The following is a 13,291-nucleotide window of genomic DNA, read 5'->3' on the forward strand; positions in this document are numbered from 1 at the left end:
TGGACATAAGGGGCATGATGACTTGACGTCATCCCCACCTTCCTCCGAGTTGACCCCGGCAGTCTTCGATGAGTCCCCGCCATAACGCGCTGGCAACATCGAACGAGGGTTGCGCTCGTTGCGGGACTTAACCCAACATCTCACGACACGAGCTGACGACAGCCATGCACCACCTGTGACCGCCCCCGAAGGACCCCCCATCTCTGGAGGTTTTGCGGCCATGTCAAACCCAGGTAAGGTTCTTCGCGTTGCATCGAATTAATCCGCATGCTCCGCCGCTTGTGCGGGCCCCCGTCAATTCCTTTGAGTTTTAGCCTTGCGGCCGTACTCCCCAGGCGGGGCGCTTAATGCGTTAGCTGCGGCACAGGGAACCGGAGAGGCCCCCCACACCTAGCGCCCAACGTTTACAGCGTGGACTACCAGGGTATCTAATCCTGTTCGCTCCCCACGCTTTCGCTCCTCAGCGTCAGTATCGGCCCAGAGACCCGCCTTCGCCACCGGTGTTCCTCCTGATATCTGCGCATTTCACCGCTACACCAGGAATTCCAGTCTCCCCTACCGAACTCTAGCCTGCCCGTATCGACCGCAGGCTTGGGGTTGAGCCCCAAGTTTTCACGGTCGACGCGACAAGCCGCCTACGAGCTCTTTACGCCCAATAAATCCGGACAACGCTCGCACCCTACGTCTTACCGCGGCTGCTGGCACGTAGTTGGCCGGTGCTTCTTCTGCAGGTACCGTCACTCTCGCTTCGTCCCTGCTGAAAGAGGTTTACAACCCGAAGGCCGTCATCCCTCACGCGGCGTCGCTGCATCAGGCTTCCGCCCATTGTGCAATATTCCCCACTGCTGCCTCCCGTAGGAGTCTGGGCCGTGTCTCAGTCCCAGTGTGGCCGGTCGCCCTCTCAGGCCGGCTACCCGTCGTCGCCTTGGTAGGCCATCACCCCACCAACAAGCTGATAGGCCGCGAGCCCATCCCAAGCCGAAAAACTTTCCACCCCCAGCCATGCGGCCAGAAGTAATATTCGGTATTAGCCCCGGTTTCCCGGGGTTATCCCAAAGCTTGGGGCAGGTTGCTCACGTGTTACTCACCCGTTCGCCGCTCGAGTACCCCGAAGGGCCTTTCCGCTCGACTTGCATGTGTTAAGCACGCCGCCAGCGTTCGTCCTGAGCCAGGATCAAACTCTCCAACAAAAATTAGTTGAACAGCATCCTGACAACAAACAAATGTTGCCAAAGGAATCCCAACCAGCCAAACCAAAGCATGACCAGTCCGGGGTATAAATCATAATTGGCACTGGCTTTACAAGCACCCTGTTGAGTTCTCAAAGAACAACCACACACCGATCAGAGGACCCAACCTGTGGGCCACCATCCCGGGGCTTTTCGTTCTGTGTCCCCGCCGCTCTCGCGCCGGGCACTTTTGCTACGTTACCTTACCGTCTTCGCCGTGTCAAACCGTGTGTCCCGGTCTGTCGTGCTTCGTACGGGTTGGTCCCGGCGCACTCACGCAGCAGCGAACCGCTGCGTCAGGTCGTCGGATTTGGCAGGCCGGCCGCTGCGGTCTCCCGCAGTCTCGCCCGGTTCCCTGCCGGTCGTGAACCTTACCCGGTCGGTTCCGCTGCACCAAATCCGCCTCGCGGCTGATCCGGTGAGCCCCGCCCGAACCGTGTCCGCAGAGGCGAACCCCTGCCTGACCCGGCTGCCTGCCCGATCCGGTGCTCCAGGTCTTTCGCCCTGTTTGCCCCGTTCCGCGCTGGCAGAGAGAAAGTTACGCGTCCGTGGGTTTGATCGTCAAATCGACGGGTAGCGTCCCGCGTCACACTCGTTCCCCTCCGGGCCCGATCAACCGCGCGGAACCCCGCTGAGCTGCGGCGGAGGTCAGGAAGCCTGCCGTCGGCGGGCCGCGAACCAGGCTCGGACGCCGAGCACGCCGACGGTGGTCCCGATGGCCAGGGACGCGGCGATCAGCAGGGCGTGCACCCACAGGAAGCCGGTGGCGGCGCCGTCCGCCACGGTGCCGGAGGCCCAGGATCGCGGGTCCTGCCAGATGGCGACGGCGAACCTCGGCCAGATCACCCAGGTCCAGATACCCACTCCGACCAGGAAGAGAGCCCACCCTCGCGACAGCACCATGGCAGCCGAGTATGCCAGCGGACCCGATCCACGAGCTGGCCGAGGACGCGACGGCCGGCCCGCGCCGCCGGCCGGGGCTCGCACCCCGGGTGGTCCGTTTCCGGCCGCCGTGGGGCGGGCACTGCGAAGGAGGACAGCTGACAACAGTCCCCCGGAGGTGCCCCGTGCAACCCTCGATCTTCAATCCCTGGGCCTGGCGCGACCCTTCCGCCCTGGCCGGCGGATACACGCAGACCACCCTCTCGGCCACGCCGCCGGACGGCCCGGACGGCGCGCACGACGGCCCCGGCGCTCCCGGCCCCGGCACTCCCGTCGACCTGGTCGGCTACCACGTGCAGGCGAGCGACGGACGCATCGGCACGATCGACGAGGCGAGCGACGACGCGGACGCCGGACACCTGGTGGTGGACACCGGGCCGTGGATCCTCGGTCAGAAGGTTCTGCTGCCGGCCGGCACCGTGGAACGGGTCGACCACCTCGACCGTGTCGTGCACGTCGACCGGACGCGGCAGGAGATCAAGGACGCGCCGTCGTACGACCCGGAGTCGGCCGACCCGGAGTACCGGGACCGCGTCGGCAGGTACTACACGGATCGTCACCTGCCACCCCAGCAGCGACACCCCGGGTAGTGTGAGGCCGTGGTCCGGACGGGCAGTTGCGTGTCGGAGGCGGTCGATGTGGTCGACGGCCTGCCGCGCGGTGTCGTGCCCGCGCTCCCGACCCGCTCCGGCGACGGCCGTGAGCACTTCCTGGACGTACTCCGTGCCGGTGGTCTGCGGTTCCGCGCCGGCGCGCGATGGCGGACGGCTCGCTGAGCCCTGTTCTCCGCTGACCGAGGGGGCCTGTCGGCCTCGCTCGGCGCGCGCCCACGCGTGACCCCATCACCCGCACGAAAGGCACCTCGCCATGTCCATCGCACGCATGCTCACCGGCGACCGGCCCACCGGTCGCCTGCACCTCGGCCACTACGTCGGCAGCATCGCCAACCGGGTGCGGCTGCACCAGCGCTACGAGAGCTTCTTCATCATCGCCGACCTGCACATGCTGACCACCCGCAACCGGCGGGAGGACATCGACCAGGTCTCCGGCAACGCCCGCGAGATGGTGACCGACATCCTCGCCGCAGGCGTCGACCCGGCGCGGGCCACGTTCTACCTCCAGTCGGCCATTCCGGAGGTCGGCGACCTCAACACCCTCCTGCAGAACCTGGTGACCGTGCCCCGGCTGGAACGGGTGCCCTCGTTGAAGGACATGGCCCGTGACGCGGGCAAGGAGGAGATGCCGTACGGGCTGCTGGGTTATCCGGTGCTCCAGGCCGCGGACATCATGTGCGTGAAGGGGGAGGTGGTCCCGGTCGGCCGGGACAACGCCGCGCACGTGGAGGTGACCCGGGAGACGTCGCCCGCCGCTTCAACCACCTGTACGGGCCGGTCTTCCCGGTGCCCGAACTGATCCCGGCGGACACGCCCAGTCTGGTGGGCACCGACGGCACGGCGAAGATGAGCAAGAGTCGGGGCAACACGATCGCCCTGTCCGACGACGCGGCCACGGTGCGCCGCAAGGTGCGCGGGATGTACACCGACCCGAACCGGGTGCGGGCCGACGTACCGGGGACGGTGGAGGGCAACCCGGTCTTCGCGTACCACGAGGTGTTCAACCCGGACCGCGCCGAGGTGGCCGACCTGGCCGAGCGTTACCGCGCCGGGCAGGTGGGTGACGTGGAGGTCAAGGAGCGGCTGGTCGTGGCGCTGGAGACGTTCCTGGCGCCGATCCGCGAGCGCCGGGCCGCGATCGAGGCCGACCGGGGTCTGGTCGACCGGCTGATCGTCGAGGGCACCGAGCGGACCCGGCAGGAGGTGCGCCAGACCCTGGCGGAGGTACGCCGGGCCATGGGGCTGACCGGGACGTACCAGCAGGTGCGGCGGCGGGCCGAGCGGAGCCGGCGGCGGACGGAGGCGCCGGCCTGACGTACGTGGCCACCGATCGGGTCTCCCCATCGTGGCGGGGAGACCCGACGTGCCCTCCGGAGAGCGCAGAATGCCAGGATGAGGAGGATTCGTCCGATCCCGGTCGGTGACGCGCACCGGACGACGATGTTCGAGATCTTCTTCGACCTGGTATTCGTGTTCGCGCTCACCCGGGTCATCGCGTTCATGGCACAGCCGCCGACGGCGCTCACCCTGGCCCAGGGGCTGCTCCTCCTCCTGTTGTTGATCTACTCCTGGGCCCGTACCTCTGGTTGGGGAACCTGGTCCGCGCGGACGTCGGACCGGTCCGCGCGGCCACGCTGCTGGCGATGGCAGCGATATTCGTGGCAGCTCTGGTGCTGCCGGACGCCTGGCGGCAGGGCCCGGGGCTCCTCGACCCACCGCTCACCCTCGCGCTCGCCTACCTGGTCACCCGGGCGGTGCAGCTCGTGGTGCTCCTCTGGGCGAGCGCCGACGACCCGCCGCTGCGCTCGACCCTGCGGTTCTTCGTCGTGCCGGTCACCGCGGCCTGGCTTCCGCTCGTCGTCGGCGCGCTGCTCGGTGGCGTCACCCAGACGGTGCTCTGGACTGTGGCGTTCCTGGTGGACATCGGCGGCGCCCGCGTCGCCTCCGCCTACCGCGCGTGGCCGTTGCGCAGCCTGGACCACTTCACCGAACGGTTCGGACTGGTGCTCATCATCGCGCTCGGCGAGGCGTTGATCGCCGCGGGCACCGGGCCGAGGACGATGGCACCGACCGGGGCCGGCCTGGTCGCGGCGCTGCTCAGCCTCGTCGTCACGGTCTGCCTCTGGTGGCTGTACTTCGACCGGCTGGCACCGGCCGCTCGGAACTCCGTGCTGCTGGTGCCGCGGGAGCGGCGGTCCCACGTGGCAGGCGACGCGTACGGCCTCGCGCACGCCCCCCTGATCATCGGCGCCATCTACGTCGCGCTCGGCATCGAGCAGGTGCTCGGCCAGCTCACCGAGGAGACGCCGCACACCTCCCGGTTGAGCTGGCCCTCCGCCACCGCCCTCGTACGGGGGCGCCACCCTCTACCTGCTCGGACGGCTGGTCTTCCGCCGGCTCACCCTCCGTGCCGTACACCCGGGGCAGGGTGTCGCCGCGCTGCTGCCGCTGCTCCTGCTGCCGGTCGGGCGGTCGCTGTCCGCGCTTGCCGAGTTGGCCCTGCTCACCCTGTTGCTGATCGCCGTAACCTGGTACGAGCGGCGCATCGACAGGCGTGGTGACCAGGTCGAACCGGCGCGATCGGCGCGCCCGTGAACCGCAGAAAAAGTTCCGGCCCCGTGTCGACATCCCCGGCTCTCGTTCGTCGTCATGGTGTACGGCGACCCCGCCGCACCGAGAGGAGCCGAGACATGAAGTACATGCTGCTGTTCATGAGCCCCGCGACCGACGGCGAGGCCGGCAACGGGTGCACCTTCGAGGACTGGGTCCGCTACGACCGGGAGATGAAGGACGCCGGGATCTGGGTCTCCGGGCATCCGCTGCAGGACCTGACCACCTGTACGACGGTGCAGGTGAGCCCGGACGGCGAACGCACGATCACCGACGGGCCGTTCGCCGAGACCCGCGAGGTGCTCGGCGGGTACGACATCATCGACGTGCCGAACCTCGACGTCGCGCTGGAGTGGGCGGCCCGCAGCCCCGGTGCCGTCGCCAGCGGGTCGGTGCAGGTGCGCCCGGTCGCCGAGATCGAGGTCGAGGTCTGACCGTGGCGGGCGCGGAGGCGACAGCCGGGGTGGAGGCGGTGTTCCGGGAGGAGCACGGCCGGCTGCTCGCCTCGCTCGTACATCGCTTCGGTGACCTCGACCTGGCCGAGGAGGTCGCCTCCGAGGCGATCGAGGCGGCACTTGTGCACTGGCCTGTCGACGGCGTCCCGAGCCGGCCCGGCGCCTGGCTGCTCACCACGGCCCGGCGCCGTGCCGTCGACCGTCTGCGCCGCGACCGGGTGCTGGCGACCCGGCTGGCCGTACTCCAGGCGGAGGCCGAGCGGGCCGACCCCGCGCCGCCCGCGGACGCGGACCCGGACCTGCCCGACGACCGGTTGGCACTCTTCTTCACCTGCGCCCACCCGGCCCTGCCCGCGCAGGACCGCGGGGCGCTCACCCTGCGCTTCCTCGCCGGGCTCACCACGGCGGAGGTCGCGCGGGCCTTCCTGGTGCCGCACGCGACGATGGCCCAGCGGCTCGTCCGGGCCAAACGGAAGATCCGCGACGCCCGCATCCCGTTCCGGGTGCCCGGCGCGGACGAGCTGCCGGGGCGTCTGCCCACGGTGCTCCAGGCCGTCTACTCGGTCTTCACCGAGGGGTACGCCGCCAGCTCCGGCCCCGACCTCCAGCGGACCGACCTCGCCGAGGAGGCCATCCGGCTGGCCCGGATCCTGCGCCGGCTGCTGCCCGGCGAGCGGGAGGTCGCCGGCCTGCTCGGCCTGCTGCTGCTGGTCCATGCGCGGCGTGCCGCTCGGACCGGGCCGGACGGCGCGGTGGTCCTCCTCGACGACCAGGACCGCGCCCGGTGGGACCACGCGATGATCGACGAGGGGCGCGCCCTGGTGGTGGTCGCCCTGACCGGCCCGACGCCCGGGCCGTACGGCGTGCAGGCCGCCATCGCCGCCCTGCACGACGAGGCCGCCGACGTGGCCAGCACCGACTGGCCCCAGGTGGTGGCGCTCTACGACGTGCTGCTCGGCATGGTCCCCTCACCGGTGGTGGCGCTCAACCGGGCCGCCGCCGTGGCCATGCGGGACGGGCCGGACGCCGGGCTCGCCCTGCTGGACGGGTTGGCCGACGATCCACGTCTGCGCGGCTATCACCTGTACCCCGCGACCAGGGCGGACCTGCTGCGTCGACTGGGCCGCCTCGACGAGGCAGCCGCCGCGTACCGGGAGGCGTTGGCGCTTGTCGGCACCGAACCGGAACGGGCGCACCTGCTGCGTCGGTTGGCATCCGTCGCCGAGGACTGAGCGGATTCCCGCTGTACCCTTCCCCGATGACCCTGCCTCTGCCGCCCGGTGAGTTCGCCGCGTACCTGTTCGACTGCGACGGCACCATCGTCGACTCGATGCCGCTGCACTACGTGGCGTGGCAGCGGGCGCTCGACGAGTGGGGCTGCGAGTTCCCGGAGGACCTCTTCTACGCCTGGGGTGGCCGGCCGACCGCCGACATCATCGTCGCGTTGAACGAGCGGCACGGTCTGGCGATGCCGGTGGCGACAGTCGTCGAGAACCGCGAGCGCATCTTCCAGGAGTTGCTGCCGCAGGTCACCGCCGTGCCCGAGGTGGTGGCGCACATCCACGACGCGCACCGCCGGGTGCCGTTCGCCGTCGTCTCCGGCAGCACCCGGGCCACGGTGACCGCCTCCCTGGACGCGCTCGATCTGCTGGACCGCTTCGACGTGCTGGTGTGCGCCGAGGACTACACGCGGCCCAAGCCCGACCCGGAGGCGTTCCTGCTCGCGGCGCGGCAGCTCGGCGTGCCCCCGGGCTCCTGCCTGGTCTTCGAGGACACCGACCTGGGCATCCAGGCCGCGACGGCGGCGGGCATGGCGTCGGTACGCGTGCCGCAGCAGCGCGTCGGCTGACGTCTCAGGCGATCGTCAACAGCAGCTTGCCCAGGTAGGAGGTCTCCAGGCGCTTGTGCGCCTGGTGCACCTTGCCGAGTGGGAACTTCTCGGCGACGTGCACCACGAACGGCCCGGCCTCGATGAGCTCGTTGAGGCGCTGCAACTGTTGGCGGTTGGCCACACCGTCGTACGCCCGGACCGTCACACCGGACCGTTCGCGCGGTTCCGGCCGCACCCCGTGGGCGTACGCGACGACCGCGTTGTCGGACAGCGTCTCGGTGAGCCGGTCCAGCGTCTTGCCGCCGGCCATCGCCAGGATGCCGCCCACCCCTCCCGGGGCAGCGTCCCGGATCGTCGCGAGCACCTCGGCGGGGTCGGCGTGGCCGTCGAGAGACACGTCGGCACCGAGGCGGGTCACCAGCGCGACCCCGTCCCGACCGGAGGCCACCGCTATCACGTTGAGGCGCTGCCGCTTGGCCAACTGCACCGCCAGGTGCCCCTGCCCACCGCTCGCACCGAAGATCAACAGCCAGGCGCCGGCCGGCAGGCTGAGGGTGTCCAGCCCGCCCAGCGCGGTAAGCGCGTCGGTGGACATGGCGCCGGCATGCTCGGCCGGCACACCGTCGGGCAGCTTCGCGGCGTACTCGGCCTTGACCGCCGCGTACTCGGCGTAGAAGCCGCCCTTCGGTCGGGTGGTGGCCGAGACGTAGACCAGGTCGCCCACCGCGAGGTCGGTCACCTGGCTGCCGGCCGCGATGACGGTTCCGGCGCCGTCCGAGCCGGGCACGATCGGAAACTCGGTGCCCTCGGGCACCAGCACGCCCTGCCGCTCGTACACGTCCCACACCCCCACGCCGGCGCTCAGGACCTTGATCAGCACCTCGTCGGCGGCGGCCTCCGGCACCGGGAGTTTCCGCAGGGTGATCACCTCCGGCCCGCCGAACTCGTCCAGGGCCGCAGCCTGCATCCGCTCGGGCACGTCCGCGTCAACCATGTGGGCTTCCTCTCCGGGCCGGCGTCACCGTCGCAGCATGCCGGGTCGGGGGCGGGCCCGACCCGGAGCTGAGTGCCGTTCACCCACAAGGGCGACGGCCGCGGTCGGTGATCGCGGTCGCCGTCGACCTGACCCGCCGCGCGGTCGTGGCCGCTGGGCGGTAGCGCCGGCGCGCGGTGGCGGCCGCCGCGCGGTGGGGGTTGGGCCACGCTCAGGACGTCTTCGGCTCCCGACCGCCGAGGGCCTGCGCGACCGCGTCGCGCACCCGGGCGTCCTCGCGCGACCGGCGCCGCGCCCGGCTGCGGCGGCGGTACAGGTACGCCCCGACGACCACGGCGATCAGCACGACGAGCGCCAGGACGACAGTCCACGGCAGGGCCCAGCCGTGCGCCGTCGCCTCGATCGGCTTGAGCGAGGTGGTGGAGCCCGACGCGTCGGTGAGCAACGGGGTGACGGTGGCGGTCGCCGCGAGCCGGACGGCGGGAGCGACACCACGTACGGGCACCGTCACGTCCCAGCTCTCGCCCGGGAGGAGTTGCGGCGGCGCGGCGATGTCACCGGCGCGGGCACGCAGGACGCCGAACGGCCCCGAGACCGAGACGGCCTGCTTCCCGGAGAGGGCGGCGTTGCCGGTGTTGTGGATCGTGTAGGCGACCGTGGCGTCACCCTTGCCGAACGGGTTGGACGACCCGTCGTACGTCACGTGGAGGTTCTCGATCGCGAGGTTCGGCTTCAGCTCGCCGCCGACCCGCAGCGTGATGCGGATGCCGAGGCGGCGGTCCACGTTGATGCCCTCGGTCTGGTCGGCCTGCGTCAGTGTGGTGAGGATGCCGCCGACGTGGTCGCCGGGCGTGGCGTTGGCGGGGACGTTGATCGTGAAGGGGACCTGCGCGGTCTTTCCGGGCTGGATCACGACGCTGCCGGCGCCGGCCCTGACCCAGGCGCCGACCGCCACGGACTTCTTGTCCCTGGTGAGCAGGTCGAGCTGTCCGGCGTCGGTGGTGAAGCCGTCGGCGGCGTACACGGCAAGGGTCAACGGCGCCGGGCCGCGGTTGGCCACCACCATGGCGTCCTCGACGGCCCCGCCGGGATTGACGTTGTAGCTGTAGCTGGACCGGGCTTCGCCGTAGCCGTTGGAGGCCGTCCGGACTGTCCAGGCGACGTTGCCGTCGGCCGCCCGGGCGGGGCCGGTGCCGACGCCGGCTGCCGCGACGACGGCGAGCAGGGACAGCGCGGTGGCGCGAACGAGTGTCTTCCAGCGCGTTACGGACGGTTGCATGTCGGATCCTTGAGGTGATCTTGGGAGTGGGCGAACCGGTGGCGGGGCAGACACCCGAAGGTGCCTGCCCCGCCCGGTGGAACAGGTTCTTCTCAGCTGCTCAGCGCAGTGATCGTGAGGGTGGTGCGGTAGCTGCCCTTGGCGATGCTGTCCGGGATCTTCAGGTCCAGGTCGGCACCGAGCTTTGCGCCGCCCCGGGGGTGACCCTGAACTGCCGCGCCGAGCCCGCTGGAGGCCGAGAGGCCCTTGCCCTGGTCGTCGAGGGACGACAGGACTGCGGCGCCGGCCTGGGCGCCCGCGCCGGCGTCCAGCACGTACGGGGTCCAGCCGAGGTACGAGCCGGAGAACGTCTTGTCGGCGTCGGAGAAGTCGCCGACGCTTGCCGAGATCGACCACGGGGCGAGCGAGCGGCGGCTGTCCGACACGAGGATCGGGTTGATCTTGCCGGTCGCCTCGAAGTAGGTGCCGTCGCGCTCCTGCGCCGTGCCCAGGTCGACCAGGCCGTTGTAGCCGTCGATCGTCCAGCCGAACTCGCCCGGCGCCGCGTTGGGAACGTTCACCTGGATGGCCTGGCCGTCACCGTGGTACGGGTGCACAGTGACCTTGTCGACGATCGAGCCGACCGGCTGACCCTCGGGCGTGTTGACGCAGGAGAGGCCCTTCTCGACGGCCGCGTTCGGGGCCGCGCAGGTGCCGCTGCGCACGTTCGCCAGGACCAGCTTGTCGCCGCGCACCTGCACCTTGACGTAGCTGCGGACGTGCTCCTGGTTCTGCACGGAGTTGTACCAGTACTTGTCCGGGTCCAGCGGGTCAGCGCCGTTGCCACGGACACCCGTGCCGCTGTCGTCGGGCTTCTTGATGTCGTAGTACTTCGAGCCGGACGCCGAGTTGGCGGTCACGTAGATGACGCCGCCCGGGCCGGGGTAGACCTCGGGCGCGCCCGGCTTCTCAGCCGGGTTCTCCTTCTGGCCGTTCTTGATCGAGTAGCTGCGGGAGTAGCTGTGGTCGTGGCCCTGCAGCACCATGTCGACGCCGAGGTTGGAGAAGGCGGTGGTGAAGTCCTCCCGCCGCTGCTTGTTGTCGGTGTCGGTCGCGTGGCTGGCCGGGGAGTAGATGGAGTGGTGGTAGACAAGCACCTTCCACTTGGCCTCGGAGCCGTGCTTCTTGATGACGTCGGTGACGTACGCGACGTGCGCCGCGTCGCCGCCGGCCGAGCCGTCCGCCGGGTTGGCGTAGCTGTTGCTGTTCAGGTCGATGAACAGCACGTCCTTGTGGATGAACCAGTAGTCGCCACCGGACCGGGTCGCCTGGTCCCCGTTGTAGTACTGGGCCGAGCGGTCGGTGTTCGGGGTGAAGTGGTGCTGCTCGTAGGCCTTGCCACCGACGTCGTGGTTACCGATGGTGGCGACGAGGGGGACCTGGCGCAGCTGGTCGGGGGCCAGGAACGAGGTCCACTGGCCCTCGTCGTTGGCGCTCTCCACGTGGTCACCTGCGGAGACCAGCAGCTCGGCGTTCGGGTTGGCGCCGGTGGCGACCTTCAGGGTCTCCTCCCAGCCGGCCTGGTCCTTGAGCCGGTCACCGGAGGAGCCGATCTGCGGGTCACCGAAGAACAGGAAGTCGTAGTCGCCCTCGAAGTCCTGGGTCTTGAAGGCGTACGCGGGCGACCAGCTGCCCTCGGCACCGACCCGGTACGAGTACGCCGTGTTCTCGCGCAGGTTGCTGATGGTGGCGTGGCGGTTGAAGCCGGTCGTGGAGGTGTTCGCCGCGCCGACGGCGTCGAAACTGACGGCGTTGGCCGGGAACTCGCCGTTGACGATCTCGGCGGTCGGGGCGAGCTGGATCTTCTGGGCGGTGTCGGCGGAGGAGTACCAGGACACGATGCGCTGGGTCTCGTTGGCGCCGACGCCGAGGACGATGCCGGACACCGTGGTGGGGTCGGCGGCGCTGGCGGCGGTCAGCAGACCGCTACCGAGGGCCGCGCCCATTCCCAGGAATCCGGCTACGACCCCGGCGACAACGCGCCGCCGCACGGGCCCGGGGGCCCGTGTCGAGGTGCTCAATGTCATCGACATTGTTCCCTTTTCGAATAGAGAAATGGATTGTTCTTCTCCCGACACCGGGGGAAGCAGACCAAAACTTTCGTCGGCCGATGAACCCGCCATGAACGTGATCTTGCGAATGGCTGCACTTCACGAAGTAGTTAGCCGTACTCAGGATCCGGTGACGCGCTGAACAAACCAGATGAGCCCCATGATGGACACTGCCGCCGAAACGGCACCGGTCACCCAGAGGCCGGCTTTCGGCGCACGACGGCGCAGCGCGAACAGCAACGGGAAGACGGCGGCGATAATCGTCAACTGGACGACCTCGATACCGACGTTGAACACCAGCAGCGACCACAGCAGGGTCCACGACCACGCCTCGTCGATGCCCAGCGCGCCCGCGAAGCCCAGCCCGTGCACGAGGCCGAAACAGAAGACGACCCCGAGTCGGATCCACCCCCGGCGGTCCAGGCTGAAGTGACCGCGCCCGGTCGTCTCCAGATCGCCGGCGTGGTCACCGCGCCGCCAGATCCCCCACAGGTGCCAGCCGGCCACGATGGCGATCGACAGCGCGATGACCGGCTCCACGACCCGCGCCGGCACCTCGACCAGGCCGAGGGCGGCCAGCAGGAACGTCACCGAGTGCGCCAGGGTGAAGCTGGTGGCCGCGAGCACGATCTCCCGCAGACGCCGCGACCCGGCGATGAGCGCCAGCAGGAACAGGATGTGGTCGATGCCGGACAGCAGGTGCTCGGCGCCCAGCAGGAAGAACTCGCCGAACCGCTGGTAGGCGGTCTGGGCCGTCGAGAAGGACGGGTTGGCGGCGTCGAGCGCGGCACTGCCGGAGCGGCCGTCGATCTCGTAGGTGACGATCGTCTTGGTGCCCTTGACGTACGCCTCGTCGTCCGGGAAGAGCCCGCTGCGCACCTCGTGCTCGTCGACCCGCTCGGCGCAGGTCCAGTCCAGCAGCAGGTCCGCGTACGGCACCCCCTCGCGAGCGCCGATCGTGGCGTCGCGCACCTGGGTCGGCTGGCACGCCGCGTCCCGCGCGGTCACCGAGAGGCGGTCGGTGACGTACCGCAGGACCGTCGGGGCGTGCGCCTTCAGCGCTGCGGCCTGCGCCGCGGAGTCGCCCGCCTCGAAGGCGGCGGTTCCCACCCGGAAGAGCGGATCGTCGTCACCCGAATCGGCGGCCGACACGACCAGGAGGTCGTATTCGAGCTCCACCTCGGAGCGAATGTGACCCTCGTCTCCGGCGGAAATTTTCGCGTACACGGTCGATGAGAAGCCGTGCG

Annotated in this window: 10 protein-coding genes, 1 rRNA gene and 2 pseudogenes; 7 read left to right on the forward strand and 6 right to left on the reverse strand. The window is 69.9% G+C overall.

Features of this window, described 5'->3' with window-relative positions; genetic code table 11:
* Positions 1-1,190, reverse strand: a 16S ribosomal RNA gene (locus MILUP08_RS00020); the annotation flags it as partial.
* A gap of 687 nt (positions 1,191-1,877) precedes the next feature.
* Positions 1,878-2,132 (reverse strand): SCO4848 family membrane protein, encoded by a 255-nt coding sequence (locus tag MILUP08_RS00025; RefSeq protein ID WP_007453484.1) that lies wholly within the window; start codon positions 2,130-2,132, stop codon positions 1,878-1,880.
* 164 nt (positions 2,133-2,296) lie between these two features.
* Between MILUP08_RS00025 and MILUP08_RS00030 the strand changes: the two genes are divergently transcribed.
* The 7 genes and pseudogenes from MILUP08_RS00030 to MILUP08_RS00055 all read left to right on the forward strand — a co-directional run bounded on the left by MILUP08_RS00030 (position 2,297) and on the right by MILUP08_RS00055 (position 7,699).
* Positions 2,297-2,761: a PRC-barrel domain-containing protein gene (locus MILUP08_RS00030; protein WP_007453485.1), complete on the forward strand. Its 465-nt coding sequence runs from the start codon at positions 2,297-2,299 to the stop codon at positions 2,759-2,761.
* A 9-nt stretch (positions 2,762-2,770) separates the two neighbouring features.
* Positions 2,771-2,947, forward strand: coding sequence for a hypothetical protein (locus MILUP08_RS35700; protein WP_167626018.1), 177 nt, complete (start codon positions 2,771-2,773; stop codon positions 2,945-2,947).
* A gap of 91 nt (positions 2,948-3,038) precedes the next feature.
* Positions 3,039-4,099: pseudogene (gene trpS, locus MILUP08_RS00035) on the forward strand (tryptophan--tRNA ligase).
* A 126-nt stretch (positions 4,100-4,225) separates the two neighbouring features.
* Positions 4,226-5,346 (forward strand): annotated as a pseudogene (locus MILUP08_RS00040) (low temperature requirement protein A).
* 129 nt (positions 5,347-5,475) lie between these two features.
* Positions 5,476-5,829 carry a YciI family protein gene (locus tag MILUP08_RS00045; RefSeq protein WP_007453493.1) on the forward strand — a complete coding sequence of 118 codons (354 nt, stop codon included), beginning with the start codon at positions 5,476-5,478 and terminating at the stop codon, positions 5,827-5,829.
* Between the two features lie 2 nt (positions 5,830-5,831).
* Positions 5,832-7,082: an RNA polymerase sigma factor gene (locus tag MILUP08_RS00050; protein WP_007453494.1), complete on the forward strand. Its 1,251-nt coding sequence runs from the start codon at positions 5,832-5,834 to the stop codon at positions 7,080-7,082.
* Positions 7,083-7,108: 26 nt separating this feature from the next.
* Positions 7,109-7,699 (forward strand): HAD family hydrolase, encoded by a 591-nt coding sequence (locus tag MILUP08_RS00055; protein WP_007453495.1) that lies wholly within the window; start codon positions 7,109-7,111, stop codon positions 7,697-7,699.
* 4 nt (positions 7,700-7,703) lie between these two features.
* Here the strand turns inward: MILUP08_RS00055 and MILUP08_RS00060 are convergent, their stop codons facing one another.
* The 4 genes from MILUP08_RS00060 to MILUP08_RS00075 form a co-directional block, all read right to left on the reverse strand.
* The gene (locus MILUP08_RS00060) at positions 7,704-8,675 is read right to left on the reverse strand and encodes an NADP-dependent oxidoreductase (protein ID WP_007453496.1); all 972 of its coding nucleotides are present in this window, start codon (positions 8,673-8,675) and stop codon (positions 7,704-7,706) included.
* A gap of 211 nt (positions 8,676-8,886) precedes the next feature.
* Complete coding sequence (locus MILUP08_RS00065; RefSeq protein ID WP_007453497.1) at positions 8,887-9,954, reverse strand: WxL protein peptidoglycan domain-containing protein; 1,068 nt, start codon at positions 9,952-9,954, stop codon at positions 8,887-8,889.
* 92 nt (positions 9,955-10,046) lie between these two features.
* Entirely contained in the window at positions 10,047-11,939 is a 1,893-nt protein-coding gene (locus MILUP08_RS00070) for a purple acid phosphatase family protein (protein ID WP_237747001.1), read from the reverse strand.
* 225 nt (positions 11,940-12,164) lie between these two features.
* Entirely contained in the window at positions 12,165-13,223 is a 1,059-nt protein-coding gene (locus tag MILUP08_RS00075) for a HupE/UreJ family protein (RefSeq protein WP_237747002.1), read from the reverse strand.
* Positions 13,224-13,291: the final 68 nt, after the last annotated feature.

This window comes from Micromonospora lupini str. Lupac 08 (assembly GCF_000297395.2).
Lineage (GTDB): Bacteria > Actinomycetota > Actinomycetes > Mycobacteriales > Micromonosporaceae > Micromonospora > Micromonospora lupini.